Here is a 22,723-nt window from a genome sequence, read left to right on the forward strand (position 1 = left end):
TACAAGAATTTAACCAAAAATTGCGCCAGAGTGAAGAACGATTTCGCACCTCTGTGGAAAATATGCTGGATTGTTTTGGTATTTATACCGCAATCCGCGATGAATCGGGTGAGATTGTTGATTTTCGCATCGATTATGTTAATGCCGCCGCTTGCCGTGATAACTTTTTCAGTAAACAAGAGCAAATTGGTCAGTCGTTATGCCAACTCTTCCCGGCTCATCGGGAAACTGGGTTATTTGCCGACTACTGTAAAGTGGTGGAAACGGGTGAACCCTTAGTTAAAGAATCCCTGATTTACGAGGATAATTTTGGTCAGCAACGCCTGCGTCGCGCCTATGATATCCGGGCGAGTAAGTTAGGAGATGGCTTTATCGCCACTTGGCGGGATATTACCGCAGATAAGCAGATTGAAGCCGAACGTCAACACTTGGCACATCAGGTACAGCAGCAGGTGGGACTGTTACAGGGTATTTTGAGCGCTTCTGTAGATCACATTTACCTGTATGACCGTCACGGGAAATATCTCTACGTTAGTGTATCAGCAGCCGAGGCGTTAGGACGACAGCCGAGTGATATGGTGGGGAAAACCTGGCAAGCGTTGGGTTTACCTGCACCCCTGATGGCATCCTTTGATGCTCAACGCCAACTGGTATTTGCAACCGGACAAAGCTTGACGGATGAAATCAGCTTCCCGACAGTGCAGGGAATTCGGCAGTATGAATATATTCTCTCACCCGTTGCCAATGCTGAGGGTAGGATTGAGACAGTGGTGGCTACGGTTAGAGATATTACAGAGCGTAAGCAGGTTCAGGCAGAACTCTATCGCCGTCAACAGCAGTATCAAACTCTGATTGAGAATTTACCGGATATTATCGCTCGATTTGACCGTCAATTGCGCCATCTTTACGTTAGCCCAGCCGTAGAATCGGTTACGGGGCGGGCGGCGGCGGAGTTTATTGGCAAAACGAACCGGGAGTTAGGGATGCCTCACCAGCAGTGTGACATCTGGGATAGCGCCCTGAAAACGGTTTTCGCTACGGGAGAATCAACAACAATTAAATTTGATTTTCTCGACCAAACTAATGTCACTCGTTACTATGAGGCGCGTTTAGTTCCGGAGTTGGCGTCAGATGGCTCAATTCCATCGGTATTATGGATAGCGCGGGATATCACGGACTTGACTCAAGCTGAATTGGCGCTGCGGGAGAGTGAAGAACGACTCCGGTTAGCTTTGGATGCGGCAAAGTTAGGGATATGGGATTACGATGTGCCAGCCGGAAAACTTACCTGGTCAAAATCCTGTAAGCTGATGTTTGGCTTGCCACCAGACGAGGCGGATTATGATTATCAGGTGTTTACCAATTGCCTACATCCAGACGATCGCGATCGCGTCAATCATACAGTAGCCGATGCCCTCCAAACTAAACAAGACTATACCTGTGACTATCGGATTATCCATGGCGATGGCACACAACGCTGGATTGCGGCAAAGGGTCGTGCTTTTTATGATGAGAATGACGCACCCACACGTATGATTGGTGTGGTTCTGGATATTACTGACCGCAAACAAGCCGAAGTCCAACTGCAAGAACGGGAGGAATTATTCCGCACCTCGGTGGAGACAATGTTGGACTGTTTTGGTATTTACTCCGCCATACGCGATGAATCGGGTGAGATTATTGATTTTCGCATCGACTATGTTAATACGGCGGTTTGTGAAAGTAACTGTTTAAGCCAAGACAAGCAAATCGGTAAGGGATTGTGCCAAATCCTCCCCGCCCATCGAGACAGGGGACTATTTGCCGACTACTGTCAGGTTGTGGAAACTCAACAACCGTTAGTGAAAGAATCGGTTGTGTATGCAGATAATTATGGTCAGCAAGATCAGCAACGCTTGAGTCGAGTCTTTGATATTTGCATTGCCCCCTTTCGCGATGGGTTTATTGCCACTTGGAGAGATGTGACGGAACGCCAGCAAAGCCAAGCTGAACTGTATCGTCGCCAACAGGAATTCCAAGCTTTGGTGGAAAATTCGCCAGATATTATTTCCCGCATTGATCAACAGTTACGTCACGTTTATGTCAACCCAGCCATAGAAGCGGTAACGGGATTGTCACCTCAAGCTTTTTTGGGCAAAACTCATCGGGAGTTAGGCATCCCTGAACCCATAAGTACCCACTGGCAAACAACTTTGCGAGAAATATTTGCGACTGGGCAAGAGCGAATTACGGAGTTCGATTTCCGCACCCCAAATAATACCATTCGATACTATCAAGCCCGGATTGTGCCGGAATTTGCTGAAGATGGTACGGTGGAATTTGTCTTAGGTATCGCCCGGGATATCACTGATATTAAATTTGCAGAAGCTGAACGCAATCAGCTACTGGTGCAGGCACAGGAAGCCCGTGCGGAAGCGGAAGCGGCGAGTCGTACCAAGGATGAGTTTTTAGCCATCGTCTCCCACGAATTGCGATCGCCCCTCAATGCGATTTTGGGGTGGGCAAAGTTACTCCGCATCCGCCAGTTGGATGAACAAAAGACGAATCGCGCCCTAGAGACAATTGAACGCAACGCCAAAGCCCAAGCCCAACTAATTGACGATTTACTGGATATTTCCCGGATTATTCGCGGTAACATTCGTCTGAATATCTGTCCCACGAATCTAGTTTCTGTGATTGAAGCGGCGCTGGATACGGTGCGCCCCACGGCGACGGATAAACAGATTCAAATGGACTCCCAGTTCGATACGTCTGTGGCTTGGGTTTCGGGTGACGCCAACCGCTTACAGCAAGTGATTTGGAATCTCCTCTCCAATGCGGTTAAATTTACCCCAGCCGGGGGACGAGTGGAGATTTATTTAGAAGCCGTGGATCACTTTGCCCAAATCCGGGTTAAGGATACAGGGAAAGGAATTAGTCCAGAGTTTCTACCTCATATTTTTGAAAGCTTCCGCCAAGCCGACAGCACCACCGCCAGACAACAAATCGGTTTAGGATTAGGATTAGCGATCGCCCAAAATTTGGTGCAACTGCAAGGTGGTACAATTCACGCCGAAAGCCCCGGAGAAGGACAAGGGGCGACGTTTATTGTTAAGCTACCCCTTTGGGAAGATGACGACAAAAAAATAACTGCCGACGATGGAATTAACTCATCCTTGACCTTTGAGGCATCACTTCTAAGTCAGATAAGAGTTTTAGTGGTCGATGATGATGCCGATGCCCGTGAATTCTTAATCGCCATCCTGGAACAGTACGGGGCGATGGCAACTGCCACAGCATCCGCAACTGAAGCGCTAGAATGCCTGCAACAAATGAACTATGATTTGCTACTCAGTGATATTGGTATGCCCGGTGAAAATGGCTACAGTCTGATGCGCCGAATCAGGGCATTACCGTCAGCCCAAGGGGGACAAATCCCGGCGGTGGCTGTAACCGCTTCTGCTAGAGAAGAAGACCGCATTGAAGCCCTATCAGCAGGCTTCCAAATGCACATCTCTAAGCCGATTGAACCCAGGCAACTACTGAAGGTCATTGTTCGTCTACTGGAGATTTCCTAAACGGTTTCGATGAATAGGACGATCAGAATTAAACCCCTTTGTCACCTTGGGTGGCGTTACAGTGTTTCCCTATTCGCCATCGCCATCGCCCTGTCCCTTCAGCTATTCCTAGCATCCTTATGGGAACTAGAAAGCCCGTTTTTGCTATTTTTAGCCGCCGTGATGGTGAGTGCCTGGTATGGTGGCAGGGGGGCGGGAATCTTAGCAACGGTGTTGGCGGCGTTAAGCGGCAGTTATCTGTTTTTATCGCCAACCTATTCGACTGGAGTGGATAGTTTAGGACAAACCCTGCGCTTAGTTTTGTTTGTCCTAGAGGGGTTATTTCTTAGTAGCACAATTTCCGGTTTAACCGTTGCCAGAGAGCAAGTGACATGCGGACAAGAGGCGTTAAGAGAAAGCGAAGAGAAATTCCAATTGGTAGCGGAAAGCCTACCTCAAATTGTCTGGACGGCTCAATCCGATGGTTCAGTGGATTATTACAATCAACGCTGGGCGGAATATAGTGGAATTTCTAAACAGCAGGGTCAAGGCTGGGGCTGGAAACCTGTCCTCCATCCCGACGATGAACAAAAGACAATCGACACCTGGAATCAGGCTGTAGCCAGGGGTGAATTATACGAATGTGAGCATCAAATTAGACGCGCCGATGGGGAATTTCGTTGGCATTTGAGTCGCGCTTTTCCCCTCCGAGATAGCCACGGTAAAATTATTAAATGGTTTGGCACAGCGACGGAGATTCACCAGCAAAAGCAAACAGAAGCAAAACTGCGGGAAAGCCAGGAACTGTTCCAAAATTTTATGGACTATAGTCCAGTCGCCGCCTATATTAAAGAGGAATCAGGACACTATATTTTTGTAAACCGGATAGTGGAAAAAACCTGGCATCGCCCTTTCATGGATTGGCTGGGGAAAACCGATTTTGACTTCTTTTCCGATGCGATCGCGCAACAAATCCGCGATAATGATCTCAAGGCGTTAGCGGGTGATCACGCGATTGAACAGCTAGAAACCACAGAAAATGATGATGGCACTCACTACTGGCTTTCCTATAAGTTTCCTCTAAAAACCGCCTCTGGACAACGCTGGTTAGCCGGGATGTCGATGGATATCACCGAACGCCAGCAGATGCAGGAAGCGCTGCGACAAAGTGAACAACGATTCCGACAAGCAGTAATTAATGCCCCTTATCCGCTGATTATTCACGCCGAAGATGGGGAAGTGCTGCAAGTTAACCAAATGTGGACGGAATTGACCGGATATACTCATGATGACATTCCCACCATGGCAGATTGGACGGAAAAAGCCTATGGTGAACGTCGAGAGATTGTGCGAGAGAGGATTGATCAGTTATATGCGTTGAATGATAAATTCTATGAGGGAGAATTCGTGATCGCGACGAAACAGGGTAGCCAGAGAATTTGGGATTTTAGTTCCGCCCCTCTAGGAAAATTACCCGATGGCAGGCGTACTGTCATCTCCATCGCCACCGATATTAGCGATCGCATATTGGCAGAAGAATTACTCCGGGGACAAAAGCAGATTCTGGAAGCGATTGCCACAAATGTTCCCCTGTCTGATATCCTCGATACTATTACGCAATTGATTGAGTCTCACGCGGATGAGTCAATTTGTTCGGTGTTGCTGTTAGATCAGCAAACGAAGAGGTTACACTATGGTTCTGCAGGTCGTTTACCCGAACGGATTCAGCAGTTCACTGCTGACGGTTTGGCGATCGGTCCTGGTGCGGGAAGTTGTGGCACAGCCGCTTATCGCGACGAACCGGTAATTGTCTGTGACATTGCCAGCAGCCCGCTTTGGGCAGACTACAAAAACATTGCCCTATCCGAAAATATAGCAGCCTGTTGGTCGATTCCCCTGCACTCCAGCAATGGTGACGTTTTGGGAACCTTCGCCATGTATTATCCCACACCTCGTCATCCCAGCAGCGAGGATTGGAATTTAATCGACCAATTCACGCATTTAGCCGAGATTGCCATCGAATCGTCTCAAGCCAAACAAGCGCTGAAAGCCAGCCAAGAACGGTTGCGGCGATTTGCTGAATCGGATTTGATTGGGATTCTCTTTTGCGACATCTATGGGGGAATCCAAGACGCCAATGATACCTTCTTGGATATTGTCGGCTACAGTCGGGAGGATTTGCAAGCAGGGCGATTGGGCTGGCGTGACATCACGCCACCGGAGTATCTGCCTTTAGATGAGGTGAACATTGTCCAGGCAAAGGAAAAAGGACGGTGTATCCCTTATGAAAAAGAGTATATTCGCCAAGACGGGACTCGCGTTTGGGTATTGGTGGGTTATGTGTTGCTGGGTGAGGCGCGAGACGAAGCGGTAGCGTTTATTCTCGATATTAGCGATCGCAAACAATCTGAAGCCATTTTACAGCGACAATCCCAGGAATTAGCCCAAACCAACCGCCTCAAAGATGAGTTTCTCGCCACCCTTTCCCACGAACTCCGCACCCCCCTCAACTCAATCCTGGGTTTAGCCAAGCTTCTACCCATGCGCCGCTTGAATGAAGAGAGGATGGCGCGGGCGTTGGAGACGATTTCTCGCAATACTCAATCTCTGGCGCAACTGATTGAAGATGTCCTGGATATGTCGGATATTATCAGCGGAGAATTGACGCTGCATGTTGCACCTGTGGAACTACTGCCGATTATGGAACGGGCGATGGCTTCTATGCGGGCGGCGGCTGAGGCAAAGGCACTGCAAATCGAGACTCAGTTAGATACTGAAGTTGCTCCCATATTAGGGGATGCCAGCCGCTTACAGCAAATTGTCTGGAATTTACTCTCCAATGCGGTCAAATTCACACCCAAGGGAGGACAGATTCAGGTTCGCTTAGAACAGATTGAGGATCAGGCGCAAATCCAGGTGAGTGATACCGGGATTGGGATTCATGGTGAGTTTCTCCCCTTTGTCTTTGATCGCTTCCGTCAAGAAGACGGTTCACTGACGCGATCGCACGGCGGTATAGGGATGGGATTAGCGATCGTGCGTTACCTAGTGGAACTCCAAGGCGGTACCGTGTGGGCAGAAAGTCCCGGATCAGGTCAGGGTTCCACATTCACCGTGCGTTTTCCCATTTTTCCTCAAGGCAGAAGGCAGAAGGCAGAAGGCAGGGAACAGGAGGAAAGAGGCAAAAGAGAATCGCCGTAGTGCGTTAAGCGAAGCCATGCCGCAGGCTTTGCGTCTCGCTCGCTATTTGGTCAAGTTTTCGGGAGCATGTCAAGGAAAGCATACAATGTCCAAGTTAGCCTGCTCTCGTTAGGTTTCGTTCCAAAAGTCCAACCTACAAAGGTGATATGCTCCCAAGTTTTCACCGTTAAAATCTAAGTAACCTGTCTAATTCCGCGAATTCCCAACGCTAGGACAAAACGACGATAAAATCTAAGCAACGAGAATCGAACGCCGAGGGAGGATTTTTATGCCAAACCCTTTTCCTGGGATGAACCCCTACCTAGAACACCCAGAAATCTGGCCCGGAATACATTTATTACTAATTAGTGAACTGACTAAGTTTCTGTCTCCTCAACTGCGTCCCAAATACAGAGTTGCGGTTGAAGTGCGTCTGTATGAAACCATGGGTGAAAAATCACTCCTGGTTGGTATTCCCGATTTAACAGTTAAAGGTTCACAGGCAACAACTGAACAGCCAATGACCAATGTTGCTGTCGCCCCATCCCCACCTCAACCCCAGACCGTACAAGTTCCCGTACCTGAAACCATTAAACAAGGTTATTTAGAAGTACGAGAAGTCGCCACAGGTGAAGTCGTAACCGTCATTGAAATCCTCTCTCCAATTAATAAACGTTCGGGAGAAGGTCGCCAAGACTATGAAACTAAACGCAATAAAATCTTTGGCAGTTCAACTCATTTAGTGGAAATTGATTTACTGCGTCAGGGAAAACCTTTGCCAATTTATCATAGCAATAGTCAAACTCATTATCGAATTTTAGTCAGTCGAGGAGACCGTCGTCCTCAAGCTGATTTGTATGCTTTTAATCTACGAGATACGATTCCCTCATTTCCCTTACCCTTGAAATCGGGCGATCGCGAACCCTTCGTAGACTTACAGGTATTGTTGAATAATGTGTACGATCAAGCCAGTTATGATTTAGCCATCGATTATACTCAAGAACCCATACCGCCATTGTTAGCAGATGATCACGTTTGGGTAAATACATTATTAACCGAGCAACAACTGCGATAATGCTAGCAGGGGAAGCTGCCGCGATCGCAACATCCGGGAAAATTAGCTGGTAAGCTGTTCGGCATTTAAACCTTAATGTCAATAATGCCGAAATCCTTGCCGTAGTGCGAGCATCTTGCTCGCTACCCATTCCCAATTTAAATGCATGACAGCTTACTAAGAAATGTTAACAAGCATAAAACCCTTACTGTTCCCTGTTCCCTGTTCCCTGTTCCCTCATCTCAACCGTTAACTTTTATTTTCCCTACCTACTTACTTATGATTTATTGTTCGAGAGGAAAATAGCGATCAAATTCAGCTTCATATTCCCACGCGATTCCCTGTGGATCACGAGTTTTGGTGTAGTCGGATAAAACCACCGGGTAACCTCGGATATCGGTTAACTTCCTCGGATCGCACTTCAGTCGTTCAGCTAATTGGTTCTGAGTCAGGCTTGTGTCTTTAGGAATCGCTGATGGGGACGCAGGTGGGGATGATTCGGCTGTTGAGTCGCCACCTTCGCTTGTATCCAAGTTATTCGGGGGTTTAGGTAGGGGAGTTGTCCCCAAATAGGTTGATAAAATCTTATCGATCGCTTCGGCTTCAGTTAACGCCTGAGCCTCCATAAACTCTTTGAGTTTGCTATATGTGACTGGACTGATGTAGCCGACTACACGGAAATTCTGATTTGCCATAGTTTACCCTCTTCTAAAACTCCCCAATAGCTATCTAGTCCGAAATTGTGCCATCAGGCAGAGTAGCACTACGTAAATTAGCACCGTCCAACTCTGCATTGGTTAAGTTGGCAGATTTGAGATTAGCTCCACTGAGATTAATCTGATTCAGGATTGCCTCACTCAAATTCGCTTGACTCAGATCAACTTGAGCAAAATCCCGTTCTCCATCTACGTATCGCTGCATGAATTCACTCGCATCCATTACGTTGACCTCTCAATGACTGCAATTCCGATAGCATGACCTATCTCAGCTTAGACATATCCCTAGTCAGGAATCCCCTCTCTCTAGGCTTAGATTTGCTTCCCCAGCTTCCCCAGCTTCCCCAGCTTCCCCGGCTCCCCCGGCTCCCCCAGCTTCCCCGGCTTCCCCAGCTTCCCCAGCTTCCCCGGCTTCCCCAGCTTCCCCAGCTTCCCCGGCTTCCCCGGCTCCCCCGGCTTGCCCGGCTTCCCCAGCTTCCCCAGCTTCCCCGGCTTCCCCAGCTTCCCCAGCTTCCCCGGCTTCCCCAGCTTCCCCAGCTTCCCCGGCTCCCCCAGCTCCCCCCACTACAACACTTATTCCGCAGCCCCTACATATTCCCTCAGATGCAGGTTTTTTGCCTCGTAGTGAGGTAATCTGCGATCACACGGACTGTTTTAATTTCCCTTATGTCAATTCTGCTAGTCATTTCCGGACTGCTCATTCTCATCCTTGTCTCCATAGATGTCCTGATCACCACACTGACAGTAGGGGGAGGAGGACCTCTAACCAGCAGAATCTCAGCTTGGCTGTGGAAAATCGCGCTTCAGATTCATCGTTGGCGTTCCCATCACCGCTTATTGCTAGTTACAGGGTGGATAGTTCTTGTTAGTATAGCTGTACTTTGGTTTGTCTTAACGTGGGCGGGATGGACATTATTTTTTAGCGCTTATGAGACGGCTGTGGTGACACCGAAAAAACTGCCCGCCACTACGTTAGAAAGAATTTATTTTGTCGGTTATACTATCTCAACCCTAGGCATGGGGAGTTATAGTCCTCAAGGTGCAGTTTGGCAAATTGCCACAGCAATTGCTTCGGTGAATGGGTTCTTTTTAGTTACCTTGGCAATCGCCTATCTCTTACCCGTGGTTTCAGCCGCGACTGAGCAACGCCAACTGGCGGTTTATATTTCCTCTCTCGGTGGTACGGCTGATGAAATTCTGGTCAGAGCCTGGAATGGCAAAGATTTTGGGCAGTTTGACCAGCATTTAATTGCTTTGACATCAATGCTTGCCCAACAGGGAGAACGCCATCTAACTTACCCGATTCTGCATTATTTCCACAGCATCGAACGTTCTCGCTCGATCAAGCTGAGTTTAGTGGCTCTTGATGAAGCGCTAACTATATTGGACTATGGCATTAAACCATCACATCAACCTGATCCGGCGGCGCTCGGTGCAGCACGCCGAGCAAGTGCAGCATATTTGAAAACCCTCAAATCCGCTTACTTAGAACCCGCCTCGAAAAACCCACCGCTTCCATCTCTGGAACGACTCAGGAAACACGGTATTCCCACGGTGAGCGATCGCCAATTTTGGGACGCCACCAAACACGTCACCAAACGCCGACGGCTGCTATTGGCACTGCTTCACAATGACGGCTGGGTTTGGGATGCGATCGCCTCCAGCCAAACCACCAATCGGGCTACTCCCTTAGATGACCAGACAACGATTGACCAAGCAATATTGCATTAATTAGGGAACAGGAAGGGGAACTTGTAGAGACGCGCCATGGCGCGTCTGGGAGCTGGGGGAGAGAATTACCAATCAACAATGAACCATGAACCATGAAAAAAATCAAGTATATTCTCTTAGGTTTAGTCGGACTATTCTGTATCCTTATAATTTGGGGCTTGATTGAGCCTTATATCCTCGACACAGAAGACGAAGTTGCCGTCATTCCCAATCTTCCTCCAGCTTGGCAAGACCAACGAATTGGATTAATTTCCGATTTTCAATACGGAATGTGGCTAGATAATACCGCCACTGTCCGTCGTAGTATCGCCAAACTGGTTGAAGAACGCCCCAGTGTAGTCCTGATCAGCGGTGACTTTATTTACCATGCCTTTAAAGGCACAGACCCAGAAATTGCTAGCATCGTTGATTTAGTCCGTCCCTTACCAGAAGCCAATATTCCCACCTATGCCGTATTGGGTAATCACGACTACGGTATGATTAGCCTGGATACTCCACCCAAAGAGAACTTAGCAGCGCGGTTGGAGAAGGCGTTGGAGGACGTTGGTATAGAGGTTTTGGAAAATCAAGCCGTCAAATTATCTCCACCGGGACAATCTGGAGAAAATCTCAGTGATGGAAATACCGACTCCTTTTATTTAGTGGGTATTGGTTCCCATCTGGCAAACAACGATCGACCCAAAGAGGCGATCGCGCAAGTACCATCCACAAATCCCAGGATTGTAATGATGCACAATCCCAAATCCTTTCCGGCTTTACCTGCCAATACCGCACCCGTAGCCGTTGCTGGACATACTCATGGTGGACAAATTCGCCTACCCTTCACACCCCAATGGTCTTGGTTGGCATTAGCTAAAGGCTGGGAACATGTCGATGGTTGGAGTGACGGCTATGGTGCCTCAGGGAATAAACTCTATGTTAATCGTGGGATTGGTTTTAGTGATCTGCCCATACGACTCAACTGTCCTCCAGAGGTCACTTTATTTACTCTCCAGGCTCAATAAGTAGGTGGGTTAACGTTAACGGTGGAGAACTCGCTACCCGAAAAGAAGCAAGCTACCTCCTTTGTCATTTGTCATTTGTCATTCGTCATTTGTAAGAGATTGGGTCTGGGCGTAAGTCCTAAGATTAATTTATTCCGGGAGGTAGATGTTAATTTTAAGAAGTCATCTCAACCCACCCTGGAAATCCGATGAGCTACTGTATCAACCCCAAGTGCGACCAACGGGAAAATCCTGAGTATCTGGAATACTGCCAAGGCTGTGACACCCCATTAACCATCAACAGTCGATATCGGCTGCTGAAACCCCTTCGACCCCTAGACGCACCCAATCCCACCAAAATCTTTGAAGTCCAGGATTTGGCAGCAGAGGCGGCAATCAAAGGAGCAAAACATAAAGTACTAAAAGTTTTAACCCGGAACAATTCCACCTTAGTTCGCCTGTTCAGACAAGAATCCGAAATTTTAAAGAAACTTAACCATCCGGGTATTCCTAAAGTTCAACCTGAAGACAATTATTTTACCGTTTCTGTCTCCCGCCGTGCCAGACCATTACATTGCTTGGTGATGGAACAAGTGGAGGGGATAAATTTACGAGAATGGCTCAAACATAATCAACCCATTTCCGAAGCCAAAGCCATTGAATGGCTAAAACAGTTACTGGATATATTAGATACACTGCACCAACAACAATATTTCCATCGGGATATTAAACCCTCGAATATTATGCTGCGACCCAATGGTCAACTGGTACTAATTGATTTTGGGACAGTTTGCCAAATGACGGGTACAGTTGTGCAACGACTGATGGGAAAAGATGTAACTGGAGAAGGAGTTTTTTCACCCGGTTATACCCCTCCTGAACAAATCAACGGTAATGCGGTTCCTCAATCGGATCTTTATGCCTTAGGACGTACCTTTGTCCATTTGCTGACGGGTAAACATCCTTTAGAACTAGAAACCAATCATCAAACAGGTGAATTAATGTGGCGCAAACATACGCACAAAATCTCTGAACCCTTAGTCGAGTGGCTTGACTATTTTATGGCTCCATTTGTCCATCGTAGACCGCCAAATGCAGCGTTTATTTTGCAGCATTTTCAGAAACAACCCCTCCCTCATCCAGACATACCCAAAACGTCTCCACTTCCCCTAGGATTAATGATTCTCAATCTTGTTATTTTCTCAATTTTATTAGTCTCCGGAGTCCTCTGGTTACAAGCCTACCAACAGCACCAGCAGCAGTTGTCTCCTCAAGGGAATGTTCTGTTCATGCAGAGAAGTTAAAGACATTCATCTGATGTCCTAATCACCCTGGCGACTGTTATAGCAGTACGCTCTCGCGTAGTTACAGTACAAATGTTCTAAGACACTCCTGATAAAGCCTCCATTTCTAATGTGTAAATACACCAGCGCGTAGGGCTATATAATACAGAGCCGTTTTCTTTTGCCTATTGCCTATTCCCTATTGCCTTTCCCCACCACAACACTTATTCAGCAGACCCTAATTAACCGGACTTGATATGAAAGCGCAACTACGAACCTAAAAAAAGAGGGAAGAGTGTCTTTTTCTCTTCCCCCTTGCTGATTCTGTTGTTCAGTTTTTCCACTTTCTTTCAACTTCTTCCGCAACATTTGCCGTTGCTTCTTCAGTTGTCTGGCTCTGGCGGAACCGCCTTTGCCTTTGTCATTTCGCCCTTGACGGCGAGGAGACTCCCAACGCTTGAGTCGTTGTGTCATGATCACCACCTCTGAATCTGAATGGGCGGAGAGAGACTCGAACTCTCATGACCAGAGGTCGCCACATTTTGAGTGTGGTGCGTCTACCAATTTCGCCATCCGCCCTTGGATGCAACCTTTGTATTATAGCCAATAGATGTCGGTTGTAGCAAGGACTGATAGGCTTGAGAACTTGCCCATTTATCAATTTCCCGCGCCCTTAACACAGGGACGGGGTGGCTCAACTGGGCAGTTTGAGCGGATTTGAGCAGTTCTCCCAATTCCGAGTTACTGATATCATCATAGGCTCTAGCTTGGGCGATAAAGGCGTCGAGGTTGAGTTGGGGAGCTAGGGTTGGTGAACCGCCAGCGAGTTTCATCAGCACCGACATCACCACTCTGGGATTTTGAGTTGCCAGCAGCGCCGCGCGATCGCAGGAAAATTCCGCACACCTTAACCATTCCAGCATCTGTTCCTGAAGGCTTTGGGCAATTACAGCGCCCCAAGTTGGCAGTAAAGACGCCGCTAAAATCATAATGTTAAGCGGTGTCAGATAAACCCCATGCTCGCACTTGAGATGTCCCAATTCGTGAGCAATCACCGCCTGAATTTCTTCGGGGGTCAGCATATCGATTAAAGCGGTGTGCAGGACGATAAATGGCTGCTTACCCCGCATGGCAAAGGTATAAGCATTTGGCACAGGATGCTGCTGCACGTATAGTTGAGGGGGTTCTAAGTCCAGGGTTTTGCAGGCGTCTAGCAGCAAATCATGCAGGTGAGGTAGCTGATTTTCTCCCACCAAAACACTGGCAGCAATATTATTCAGGTAAAAGAATTGTTCCGCCAAGGGTCCGAGGAGATTTCGCACCATCAAGTCCAGTCCAGGGAACTGCTTCAAGGCTTGGGTGGCTTGGAAATCAAGAGGATGACGGAACTGGTCTGCCTTTAGACCAACTAACGGTGTTTGGGTCATGGGTTATTGGTCATTAGTCATTGGTCTTATGTCATTGGTCATTGGTTGATCCTAATGACTTCCTCTAGTTTATCGAGAACTGAGCCTAGAGCATCGGTTCAATTCTCGAATCATCTTCGGAAATTACGACAAAACCGTCATATCAGATACAAAATTTCCTCTGATTTGATCGATAAGCGATCGCTCCCCCAACTCCCAGACGTAGCATGCTACGTCTCTACATGCTTCCCCAGCTCCTCTGATCAGGTATCACCTATCACCCTTCAGATAGCCATTGCTTAACCCGCTTTAAACTGTCCCAGTCAGGCTTCCTATTCAGTCCATCCTCAATACTCTCAAAGACATCCTGACGAACTTGAGAATCCGTCGCCATCATCTGCTTAACGGTATCGATGTGTTTACGCACCCCAGTTTGCCCGGTTTCCAACATCGCTACCGCTAGGTTTACTCGCGCTTGGGGCGCATTAGCATCAATTTTCGTCCCCTTAAGCGCTACTTTATATGCCCGTTCCGCTTGGTCATCCAGCAAATACAACCAAGCCAGACAACTCCAAGCAGCGGCGTTTTTCGGGAAGCGATCGCACAGTTGTTTAAATACAGGAATCAGGGAATCAGGTCCCTCACCCGCGTTGTAGCGTTCTAAGCCACTCTCGAACAGAGAATTAACAGTTTCGGTCATCGATTCAATTTTAGGTTTACCGCGATCTGATGTGAGTCCTCACACCAAGTTACGTTCTAACATGTCATTTTAAATGCAGTAGGGGTTTGGTTACCAAACCCCTACTCCCGTCCCTATTCCCCCGTTTTTAATTAAACGCCAAAGGATTTACCACAGCCACAGGTTTGATTGGCGTTGGGGTTGGTGAATTGGAAGCCTCCCCCAATCATGGCATTGCTGTAATCTAAGACTAAACCGTACAAGTACAGGATGCTTTTGGGATCACATATTATTTTGAAGCCCTCGTAGTCAAATACTTCATCGTTATCCCGTACCTTACTCGGATCTTCAAAATCCATCATGTAAGACATCCCGGAACAGCCCCCCTGACGGACACCAACCCGCAAGTATAGGTCTTGTCCTTGTTGGTCTCGCAGCGCCACAATATGCTTGAGGGCTTGTTCAGTCAGTTGGATACCTCGTTGCGGTGTTGTTGCTTGTGTCATAAGTATGTTGTAACTCCTGGTGAGAATAAACTACTGATGTGCCATGCTTATGGATCAAGTTTATCGAGACTGACCCCAAGCGCGTGTAATTACCCGATAAAAATTTTTAAGGATCATCCTTTCTGCAAACAATGAAGCGCAGCTCGGAAGGTATTGCGGTTTAATAGGAATATCGATTATTGATCATGGCTAACTTGCCATGGTTTTTGCACTTATTGCCAAATACCCTATGTCTGCTCTCAATCGCAATACTCGTCGTCGGCTCAAACGGTTACCCCAAATTCCCAGCGTCTGGGAAGGCGATCGCCGTTCTTTAGTGACTGTATCCGATCAGGGTGATTTTGATGCTGAGGGTAATAATGAGTGCATTCTTTGGGTGGACGGTTCAGAAGGAATTGTCCGGGCGATGGATATCGTTTCCCCAGAAATGGGACCCGAAGCCATTGTTCGCACCCTATTGCGAGCCATGGAACATCCCCAAAGTCCGGCTCGACCCGCCCGTCCCTCTAAAATTGTGGTACGCGATCGCGAAGTTCAGTTTTTATTGCGTGGGGTGCTGCAAGAGTTGGAGATTGCGATCGATTATGTTCCCGATTTACCCCTGATTGATGAGTTATTTCGCGGGTTTGAGGAAATTGCCCTCCAGCGCCAGCCAACCTTACCCCCGAAGTATGCCGATCTATTGATCGGTAAGGCGTATGAGATTTGGCTGGATGCGCCTTGGGATATCCTAGCTGACCATCAGATCCTGAGTGTGGAATTAAATCGCTGGGATGTGGGTGAGTTCTACGTCTCGGTCATGGGGATGCTGGGTGTAGAGTATGGAATTCTGCTCTATCGCTCCCTGGATTCACTGCAACGGTTTCGGGAGTCGGTCGTCAATCAGGAATCGGTCGAGGCGATGGAACAGGCATTTTTGGGACAAGATTGCTTGTTTATTACATATCAAGCGGCGGATGAGGACTTTGAAGAGGATGAGGATGTAGATTTAGCCGATTTATCTGTTGAAGAGATTTTGCCGAGTTTTGGTGCGGTGCATCCATTAGAGGGAATGCGCCCCTTCCTGGATGAGGAAGAAGCCCTACTTGTCTATATGGCGCTGGAAGCCCTACATCGATTTTTCCAAGGATCATCCCGAAAATTAGCGGCGGATGATTTTCCGGCGATGAACAAGCGCTTCCGCATCCCTATCCCTGTAAATACGGAAGAGGAAGATACGGAGTCAAAATCCATCGCGTCTATTAAAGTGTCTACACGACCAGAGGTAGCCTCTGAGTTATGGGAGATGGCGATTGATGATGATATGGATGACGAGGACTGGGATGAGGATGAGGATGAGGAGGAACTGGAACTTCCCCTACGGGATGACTTAATCCCGAAAGATTCTTATCTGAGTTTGGGGATGATGCCCTGGGAGAGTATAGCACTGCTACAGGAGGATATTGATTTTTATCAGTCTCAAGACGCCCCGCCTCTAGGAGAAGGGTTACCTGTGGTGTTAATTCAAACCACTCGCCCGAAAGCTAAAGTGTTAATCGAGCAAATTCAAACAGCCGGGGGACTCAAGGGGATTGGCTTTAACCCCGGAGAAGATCCTCTAGCTGGCGATCGCTACGATTTGGGTATTCTACAAACAGGAGATAGTCATCTGTACCTCTTTGGTGAGTTTCCCGAAGCTGATCCAGCTCATACGGCGAGTCGTGAGCATTGGGAACAACGGTGTCTCAAAACAAAGGGCTACTGCGGGTTAATTATCGCCAGAGGACTCAAAGGTGCTTCTCGCGGTAATCCTCAACCCAAGGACATGATGGCATTCTTTGAAGCGCGATCGCTCTCAGTTAAGGAGTTAGGATTAGGCTTGTTACAACTTATGCCTGTGTTTGAATTCTAGATTCGAGGGAACAGAAAATAGAAACAGTACTGCGGCTCCCCCTGCTCCCAGAGGTGCCGTGGCACGTCTCTACATTGCGCTTTTGAACTTATTCTAAATCATTGGTAGAAGCATCTGGCGGACCACCTTGGGGTTCATTCGCTGTATTCTCAGTTGAAGTAATCTCTGAGGTCACATCTGTTTCCGACACATCTTCAACCGGAACCGTTGTCGGTTCATAGCGATGAATGCGAATTCGGTTCAGGCGGGGACCTTCGGCGGAGATAACTTTTAACTCTAGATTCTCATAATTCAAGATTTCCCCTTGCAGCGGAATTTTTTGGAACTGATATAATAAAAAACCCGCCAAGGTTTGATATTCATCGGTTATCGGTAAATTTAAATCCAAAAGTTCATTAACTTCTTCTAAATCCATTTGGGCTTGAACTAAAAAAGTCTGTTCATCCACAAGTTGAATCGGTACTTCTTCCAGGCTTTCCGGTTCGGGGTTATCCCCAATAATTTCCGCTACCAAATCCTTCAGCGTCACCAAGCCCGCCGTACCACCAAACTCATCCACCACCATCACCATCGCCAAGTGAGATCGCTGCATCAGAGGTAGGAGTTCACTCAAGGGGGTTAACTCCGGGACAAAACGAGCCGGACGAATCCAGGGTTCAATCGGTGTATCTAAGGTTAATTTTCGCTCCGATAGGGGTTTAGCTAACTCTTTAAAATGGATAATCCCGCGAATATCATCCAGCGATTCCCCCGTTACCGGATAGCGAGAATGGTTCGTATTGGCAATTTCTTCTAACACCATTTGCACCGTTGCTGTACTGGGAATGGCGTCAATGCTAGTACGGGGAACCATTACCTCGGTTGCCAAAACTTCGCCAAATTCAAAAACATTATTCAGTAGCTCTCGTTCTTCGGCTTCTAAACCTGTTGATTCTCGTTCGGTGGTAATAATTAACTGTAACTCTTCTGGAGTCACTTGGTTATTCCACCATCCCCCCGTATATTGCACCCCAACCAGTCGCAATAACCAGCGCGTTGATTGATTCAAAATCCAAATAAACGGATTAAAAAATCGGGCAATCACTAGACTTGGAGGACCCAAAAACCGAGCTAACTCTTCAGAATACATTAGCGCCACGGATTTCGGACAGAGTTCACCAAGAACAATTTGCAGATAAGCAATCAGGAAAAATCCCACCGGAATTGCCAGAGAATGAGCGATTCCTTGAATCATCTGCGGCGGTAGGGGTAATTGAGTCAGTATCGCGGCGACGAAAACGGCGACGGTATTCTCGCCAATCCAACCCAAGGCTAAACTGGATAGAGTAATGCCTAACTGAGTCGTCGAGAGTAGCCGCTCAATGCTCTGTTGTAGCGATTGAACCGTTTTCGCTTGCACATCCCCCGCATCAACCAATTGGTTAATCCGCGATCGCCGCACCGACACCATGGAAAACTCAGCCGTGACAAAAAAAGCATTGATTGCAATCAACAGCAGGACTAATAATAATCGCAATAGCATGTCCCGGCTGGTAAGGGGCGTAGAAGCACTCGCAGTTAGGAAAACTATTAAATTGGCAACCATAAGATTGGTAGCAGGTGACCAGCAAAAGCAGTGAGTAGGTGGGGACAATTAAAGTTAACGGCGGTGATCGTCATTCGTCCTTCGTTTTATGTCTTATGTAAGGGTTTGAGGACTATTTACAGAACTTAATATAGTTGGGTGTACTGGCACCAACAGGACTTACCCAACGCCATGGTTAACCCGTTGGATTTCGCGATCGCGTGAGCCAACCTACTTGAACGGGATCTGCTTTCATGCTGCATGTTCCCAACCTACTCCGTTTCTGTTTACCTGGCGACAGGGATTTCCGACATTTTCAGCTTAAGTTTTTGATCGGGATAATCAGTCAAGGTTAACGAAAGCGCCTTGGCGTCATCCAGCAATGCTGTAGGAATACTCACCGTACCCGAAAATTCCTCACCATTTGACGGCAATTCTCCCGGTAATCCTTCGGTGATCGCACTCAACGCTCGACCTTGATCATCAGTAACATTTAAAAAACTATAAAGAAATCGAACCGGATTATTGCCCTCATTCTTCAAGCTAACATCCAGCAACAATGAGCCTCCCTGAAGATTGGCGGAACGAACCTCCAACGTGACCCCCCGATCCTGACTTTTGAGCGGTAAATTTTGATTTGAGCCACTACTGGTAAACGATGCCTCTGTGTTGAATACATCCGATTCAGACGATTCGTCTTCCAGTTCAGATTGCTGATTTTCTGTAGTGGACTCCTCTGGCTTCTGTGTCTCACTCTGGCTCTTTGACTCAGAGTCGTTAGTATCGGTCTTGGAGTCTTTATCCTGGTCTTGGTCGTCTTGGTCATGGATATAGGCATGAACGTTAACCAGGATATCCCGTTCATTCAACAGCGCAACCTCTTTATCACCCGGCTCAACCTCCTGGTTATTTGCCAGCTTCTTCGTCGGGCGAACATCGGGCTGAGTGACACCTTTAAGAGCTTCATGACCGAGGGAAAATCCCCACATCGCACTCACAAAGCCAGCACCTAACATCATTGCCAGCAGAATCAGAGTGAGTGCTACAGTCGAGTTGAATTTCATTAGTGATTCAAGTTATACAAGAAAAGTAACACGACTTATGGTTATAGCGCATCGAGACCAGTGACAGCTTACCCTAAAACTAATGGTCATATCCCCAAAGCGACCATCGGATGGGTAAGATTAGTCAAGAATAGCATAAGTTTATAACTCTCAGGACTAGATTACTCCACGGTGTAGTCCTCTCCATTTTAGTTTTTGTCGTCATTAGAAGCATCCTTCTGCAATAGGCAGCGATTATCAGGAATTGCTCAACGTCTTCGCGGGAGTCCTCACCCTCAACTCTCGTAGGGTGAGGAGGGATAGCGGGATGCCGGAAGAATGGAGGTATCCAATTCTTTTCTCAGGCTACACATAAGCCGTTATTTCTCCTGATTAAATTGACTTTACTAAGGGCAAATTGTCCAATTCGTTTCCAGGTGTAGTCGCAAACGGAAACCTTTTGAGTCTTTTTGGTATCGGTGAATCCGCTGACGTAGCCGATGTAGACAATCCCTGCTTTTTCTGCTCTGACCCGATCACCAATTCTCAATCCAAAAGGGGTAATCGTCCCACCTTTACGCTTCCTTACCCCTAACTTATCTGGTACTTCAAAGTGCAATTGACGACGGAAGAATCCATACTCTTTCCCCCGCTTCACCGCACCAGGGCGGGTGATGATTTTAAACGGGGAGGGAGTAATATTAACGCTACCCTTATGGGTGTAACCATGGGAGTTAGAACCAGTAAACGGAACATATTTGACAAAATACCCGCAAGCCAATGCCACTCCATCAACTGCGTGGGTCTCCGGTTTGGCTATAGACTTGTTAGCCTTATCCTTCTCTAACCCTAGTTGGGTTCGGAGTTGAGATGTGCCGTTTCCATCCTTTTGCCAACCATGCCGGACATAGACAGGGGTGATACCCTGAGCTTGTCGAAGGGCAATTTTTTCCATTTGGGATATTGCCCAATTCTGACCCGTCATTACTGGGGAAAATCCCTTACCTGACTTGGCACGTTTGCGTTTGGTCTGATCTATGTCGGCTCTGACTCGCTCATACCCAATTGCCGTCACCGGAAAGATAGCCGCCAATTCCGTAACTGTCCGTAACTCCAACTGCCGGGAGGCTTTAATGGATGGGGGTATTTTGTGACCTTTGCGATTATCAAACCTGCATTGCCGATGGTTGCGCTGCTTGAATGGAACATCTCGGTTAATCCGTCTAGAACGGCGAGACCGTCGCAACATGGCACGGGTTTCCATCCGTTTTTTGACCCGCCCAAACGGAAGGATAAGATGCAGTTGTAGCAGGGTACATTTAGCGGACTGGACACCGACACCGGAGTAGGACTTACCCGGATCGACTCCTACCGCGATTGGTTGCACTTCCTCAGCCGATGGTGGTGTTGTTAGTTGGACATAGTAAACTCCCAGATCTGACCACTTCCCCACGGCTTTACCTTCCTTGACCCACCGTGGGACCCTGGATGGTTTGGTGGGCATTAAAGGTTTTCCTTCTTTACTAACTACTGGAACACGATTCATAGATATAATCCACTCGTGTAAATGTAAATGTTTACGTCTCTTAAGGCATTGGTAAGGGTGTGTCCTGGACTTACCCAGTCAAGAGAGATTCCTGAACCTACATTTAAGCCAAGCTAGAGAAGTGCTTGGAAGTGGTTATCCCTTACCAACTCATGCCCTATTCATGTACAGACGCGCTTTTGAAGCGTCTCTACTGGCAGGTTCCCTCTGCCAATCCCTAACCTCAACGAAGTAGGTTAGGGTTCATGAACGGTTGCTTCCAACTCCGATTACTATAATATAGTAAAGAGATCGATTAACCAGGGTTGGCCGAGCGGTTGAGGCAGCGAACTCATAATTCGCCCTAGGCAGGTTCAACTCCTGCACCCTGGATTTTGTGATGACATCCTCCCCCGCTCAAGTGGCTGATATGAAGCCGCTACCGTGGCAATGGAGCTTCAAAGAAAAACTCAGTCCCTTCAATTCGGGGACTGCCTTGGGGTCTAAATCGCTCAGAAACAGGCAACAACCGCACTGAGGTGTCGAAGGGATTCGGTAAATCCGGCGTGCGAATCACTGGATCACTGGCAAACTGTCGGTTTAATGCATCCTCGTAGAGAATATTAATCAATTCGGCATCTCGCTCCAGTTCCAAATCTGGAAACCCCGCACTCCCTATTCCACCCGGACCGATAATATATTCGAGCTGACGTCCGAGACTGCGGTTTTCGTAAAACGTTCCCGATTCATTGAAAAACGCTCGCTCAAAGGTGTTCGGAATGGTGTCTAGGCGGACTGGCTCAAAGTCTGAGGGTTCTGTTTGTGCCAGTGCGGTGCTAGCCATGACTGTGGAAGCCGCAACGACCAAACCCCGGAGCCATATCCTCAACCCCTTATGCATAATTCTTCGCCTCACTTTTCCTCAATAATATTCTTATATTTGAATTCAGTATAGTGGTGGTTGGATTTTCACCCTCTGAACTATCATGGCTGACAACAGTAAACCATTGCTTTCTCTGGATACCTCAACTTCATTAACGCAAGAGCGTCAATTGCTGCTGGATTTATTTTGTCAACTGGCTTACCAAGAGGGAGACTTCGTTCTCTCCTCGGGACAGCGCAGTTCCTATTACATTAACGGCAAACAGGTGACGCTGCATCCTCACGGAGGATTAGCGATCGCACAATTGCTACTTTCTTACCTCCCCCAGGATACTCAAGCTGTTGCAGGTTTAACCTTGGGCGCTGATCCGATTGTCAGTGCGGTGAGTGTGGTGTCCGCGATCGCAAATCGACCTATTCCTGCTTTAATTATCCGTAAAGAAGCCAAAGGACATGGGACAAGGGCATATATTGAGGGTCCAAACTTGCCAGCCGGAGCCAAGGTTGTGGTGTTAGAAGATGTGGTAACCACCGGACAATCGGCAATGAAAGCCGTTGAGCGGCTGCGAGAGGCAGGGTATCAGGTGGATCAGGTGCTGGCGTTGGTTGACCGTCAGCAAGGCGGTGCTGAGTTTTACCAGTCGGTTGGGTTAGCGTTTCAGGCGGTGTTTACGATTCAGGATATCCAACAACGCTATCAGCAGCGCCAACAGAACAGTAAAATCTTGTAATCCCTTATCTACA

General features: G+C 47.7%; 19 protein-coding genes and 2 tRNA genes. 9 read left to right on the forward strand and 12 right to left on the reverse strand.

Annotated elements, in window-relative coordinates:
* Positions 1–20 precede the first annotated feature (20 nt).
* The 3 genes from RID53_RS01045 (at position 21) to RID53_RS01055 (ending at position 7,791) form a co-directional block, all read left to right on the forward strand.
* On the forward strand, positions 21–3,557 hold the full coding sequence (locus RID53_RS01045; protein ID WP_446386357.1) for a hybrid sensor histidine kinase/response regulator: 3,537 nt from the start codon (positions 21–23) through the stop codon (positions 3,555–3,557).
* Between the two features lie 9 nt (positions 3,558–3,566).
* On the forward strand, positions 3,567–6,737 hold the full coding sequence (locus tag RID53_RS01050) for a PAS domain S-box protein (protein WP_446386358.1): 3,171 nt from the start codon (positions 3,567–3,569) through the stop codon (positions 6,735–6,737).
* Between the two features lie 268 nt (positions 6,738–7,005).
* On the forward strand, positions 7,006–7,791 hold the full coding sequence (locus RID53_RS01055) for a DUF4058 family protein (protein ID WP_446386359.1): 786 nt from the start codon (positions 7,006–7,008) through the stop codon (positions 7,789–7,791).
* A gap of 263 nt (positions 7,792–8,054) precedes the next feature.
* On the opposite strand, the gene RID53_RS01060 is transcribed toward RID53_RS01055, so the two are convergent.
* The 3 genes from RID53_RS01060 to RID53_RS01070 all read right to left on the reverse strand — a co-directional run bounded on the left by RID53_RS01060 (position 8,055) and on the right by RID53_RS01070 (position 9,051).
* Positions 8,055–8,465: a hypothetical protein gene (locus RID53_RS01060; protein ID WP_446386360.1), complete on the reverse strand. Its 411-nt coding sequence runs from the start codon at positions 8,463–8,465 to the stop codon at positions 8,055–8,057.
* Positions 8,466–8,499: 34 nt separating this feature from the next.
* A complete protein-coding gene (locus tag RID53_RS01065; protein ID WP_446386361.1) occupies positions 8,500–8,709 on the reverse strand; it encodes a pentapeptide repeat-containing protein in 210 nt (69 codons plus the stop codon).
* A 66-nt stretch (positions 8,710–8,775) separates the two neighbouring features.
* Positions 8,776–9,051 (reverse strand): hypothetical protein, encoded by a 276-nt coding sequence (locus RID53_RS01070; RefSeq protein WP_446386362.1) that lies wholly within the window; start codon positions 9,049–9,051, stop codon positions 8,776–8,778.
* 101 nt (positions 9,052–9,152) lie between these two features.
* On the opposite strand from RID53_RS01070, the gene RID53_RS01075 reads away from it, so the two are divergent.
* From RID53_RS01075 to RID53_RS01085, 3 genes are all read left to right on the forward strand, one after another.
* The gene (locus RID53_RS01075) at positions 9,153–10,217 is read left to right on the forward strand and encodes a two pore domain potassium channel family protein (RefSeq protein WP_446386363.1); all 1,065 of its coding nucleotides are present in this window, start codon (positions 9,153–9,155) and stop codon (positions 10,215–10,217) included.
* 92 nt (positions 10,218–10,309) lie between these two features.
* Positions 10,310–11,221, forward strand: coding sequence for a metallophosphoesterase (locus RID53_RS01080; RefSeq protein ID WP_446386364.1), 912 nt, complete (start codon positions 10,310–10,312; stop codon positions 11,219–11,221).
* A gap of 188 nt (positions 11,222–11,409) precedes the next feature.
* Positions 11,410–12,504: a serine/threonine protein kinase gene (locus RID53_RS01085; protein ID WP_446386365.1), complete on the forward strand. Its 1,095-nt coding sequence runs from the start codon at positions 11,410–11,412 to the stop codon at positions 12,502–12,504.
* A 207-nt stretch (positions 12,505–12,711) separates the two neighbouring features.
* On the opposite strand, the gene RID53_RS01090 is transcribed toward RID53_RS01085, so the two are convergent.
* From RID53_RS01090 to RID53_RS01110, 5 genes are all read right to left on the reverse strand, one after another.
* A complete protein-coding gene (locus RID53_RS01090) occupies positions 12,712–12,957 on the reverse strand; it encodes a hypothetical protein (protein WP_446386366.1) in 246 nt (81 codons plus the stop codon).
* 22 nt (positions 12,958–12,979) lie between these two features.
* Positions 12,980–13,062 (reverse strand) — tRNA-Leu (locus RID53_RS01095).
* Positions 13,041–13,910, reverse strand: a complete 870-nt coding sequence (locus RID53_RS01100; protein WP_446386367.1) for a M48 family metallopeptidase — start codon at positions 13,908–13,910, stop codon at positions 13,041–13,043. The genes RID53_RS01095 and RID53_RS01100 overlap by 22 nt, the downstream gene beginning before the upstream one ends.
* Positions 13,911–14,166: 256 nt before the next feature.
* Positions 14,167–14,589, reverse strand: a complete 423-nt coding sequence (locus RID53_RS01105; protein WP_446386368.1) for a tetratricopeptide repeat protein — start codon at positions 14,587–14,589, stop codon at positions 14,167–14,169.
* Positions 14,590–14,720: 131 nt separating this feature from the next.
* Positions 14,721–15,074 carry a HesB/IscA family protein gene (locus RID53_RS01110; RefSeq protein ID WP_446336705.1) on the reverse strand — a complete coding sequence of 118 codons (354 nt, stop codon included), beginning with the start codon at positions 15,072–15,074 and terminating at the stop codon, positions 14,721–14,723.
* Between the two features lie 229 nt (positions 15,075–15,303).
* Here RID53_RS01110 and RID53_RS01115 point away from each other — a divergent pair, with 229 nt between their 5' ends.
* A complete protein-coding gene (locus RID53_RS01115; protein ID WP_446386369.1) occupies positions 15,304–16,965 on the forward strand; it encodes a DUF6930 domain-containing protein in 1,662 nt (553 codons plus the stop codon).
* A gap of 88 nt (positions 16,966–17,053) precedes the next feature.
* On the opposite strand, the gene RID53_RS01120 is transcribed toward RID53_RS01115, so the two are convergent.
* The 3 genes from RID53_RS01120 to RID53_RS01130 all read right to left on the reverse strand — a co-directional run bounded on the left by RID53_RS01120 (position 17,054) and on the right by RID53_RS01130 (position 21,118).
* The gene (locus RID53_RS01120; protein WP_446386370.1) at positions 17,054–18,550 is read right to left on the reverse strand and encodes a hemolysin family protein; all 1,497 of its coding nucleotides are present in this window, start codon (positions 18,548–18,550) and stop codon (positions 17,054–17,056) included.
* Between the two features lie 266 nt (positions 18,551–18,816).
* A complete protein-coding gene (locus RID53_RS01125) occupies positions 18,817–19,593 on the reverse strand; it encodes a hypothetical protein (RefSeq protein WP_446386371.1) in 777 nt (258 codons plus the stop codon).
* A gap of 340 nt (positions 19,594–19,933) precedes the next feature.
* Positions 19,934–21,118 carry an RRXRR domain-containing protein gene (locus RID53_RS01130; RefSeq protein WP_446386372.1) on the reverse strand — a complete coding sequence of 395 codons (1,185 nt, stop codon included), beginning with the start codon at positions 21,116–21,118 and terminating at the stop codon, positions 19,934–19,936.
* 299 nt (positions 21,119–21,417) lie between these two features.
* Between RID53_RS01130 and RID53_RS01135 the strand changes: the two genes are divergently transcribed.
* Positions 21,418–21,490 (forward strand) — tRNA-Ile (locus tag RID53_RS01135).
* Between the two features lie 46 nt (positions 21,491–21,536).
* On the opposite strand, the gene RID53_RS01140 is transcribed toward RID53_RS01135, so the two are convergent.
* The gene (locus RID53_RS01140; RefSeq protein ID WP_446386373.1) at positions 21,537–21,941 is read right to left on the reverse strand and encodes a hypothetical protein; all 405 of its coding nucleotides are present in this window, start codon (positions 21,939–21,941) and stop codon (positions 21,537–21,539) included.
* A gap of 142 nt (positions 21,942–22,083) precedes the next feature.
* On the opposite strand from RID53_RS01140, the gene pyrE reads away from it, so the two are divergent.
* Positions 22,084–22,710 carry an orotate phosphoribosyltransferase gene (gene pyrE / locus RID53_RS01145; RefSeq protein ID WP_446386374.1) on the forward strand — a complete coding sequence of 209 codons (627 nt, stop codon included), beginning with the start codon at positions 22,084–22,086 and terminating at the stop codon, positions 22,708–22,710.
* Positions 22,711–22,723 lie beyond the last annotated feature (13 nt).

The sequence above is a fragment of the Coleofasciculus sp. B1-GNL1-01 genome, from assembly GCF_040220235.1.
In the GTDB taxonomy this organism is placed as follows: domain Bacteria; phylum Cyanobacteriota; class Cyanobacteriia; order Cyanobacteriales; family Coleofasciculaceae; genus Coleofasciculus.

Coding starts and splice junctions, on each gene's coding strand:
- RID53_RS01090 (WP_446386366.1), bottom strand. CDS start 12,957: ATGACACAACGACTCAAGCGTTGGGAGTCTCCTCGCCGTCAAGGGCGA.
- RID53_RS01125 (WP_446386371.1), bottom strand. CDS start 19,593: ATGAAATTCAACTCGACTGTAGCACTCACTCTGATTCTGCTGGCAATG.
- RID53_RS01120 (WP_446386370.1), bottom strand. CDS start 18,550: ATGGTTGCCAATTTAATAGTTTTCCTAACTGCGAGTGCTTCTACGCCC.
- RID53_RS01140 (WP_446386373.1), bottom strand. CDS start 21,941: ATGGCTAGCACCGCACTGGCACAAACAGAACCCTCAGACTTTGAGCCA.
- RID53_RS01080 (WP_446386364.1), top strand. CDS start 10,310: ATGAAAAAAATCAAGTATATTCTCTTAGGTTTAGTCGGACTATTCTGT.
- RID53_RS01085 (WP_446386365.1), top strand. CDS start 11,410: ATGAGCTACTGTATCAACCCCAAGTGCGACCAACGGGAAAATCCTGAG.
- RID53_RS01115 (WP_446386369.1), top strand. CDS start 15,304: ATGTCTGCTCTCAATCGCAATACTCGTCGTCGGCTCAAACGGTTACCC.
- RID53_RS01060 (WP_446386360.1), bottom strand. CDS start 8,465: ATGGCAAATCAGAATTTCCGTGTAGTCGGCTACATCAGTCCAGTCACA.
- RID53_RS01075 (WP_446386363.1), top strand. CDS start 9,153: ATGTCAATTCTGCTAGTCATTTCCGGACTGCTCATTCTCATCCTTGTC.
- RID53_RS01130 (WP_446386372.1), bottom strand. CDS start 21,118: ATGAATCGTGTTCCAGTAGTTAGTAAAGAAGGAAAACCTTTAATGCCC.
- RID53_RS01100 (WP_446386367.1), bottom strand. CDS start 13,910: ATGACCCAAACACCGTTAGTTGGTCTAAAGGCAGACCAGTTCCGTCAT.
- RID53_RS01055 (WP_446386359.1), top strand. CDS start 7,006: ATGCCAAACCCTTTTCCTGGGATGAACCCCTACCTAGAACACCCAGAA.
- RID53_RS01050 (WP_446386358.1), top strand. CDS start 3,567: ATGAATAGGACGATCAGAATTAAACCCCTTTGTCACCTTGGGTGGCGT.
- pyrE (WP_446386374.1), top strand. CDS start 22,084: ATGGCTGACAACAGTAAACCATTGCTTTCTCTGGATACCTCAACTTCA.
- RID53_RS01110 (WP_446336705.1), bottom strand. CDS start 15,074: ATGACACAAGCAACAACACCGCAACGAGGTATCCAACTGACTGAACAA.
- RID53_RS01105 (WP_446386368.1), bottom strand. CDS start 14,589: ATGACCGAAACTGTTAATTCTCTGTTCGAGAGTGGCTTAGAACGCTAC.
- RID53_RS01065 (WP_446386361.1), bottom strand. CDS start 8,709: ATGGATGCGAGTGAATTCATGCAGCGATACGTAGATGGAGAACGGGAT.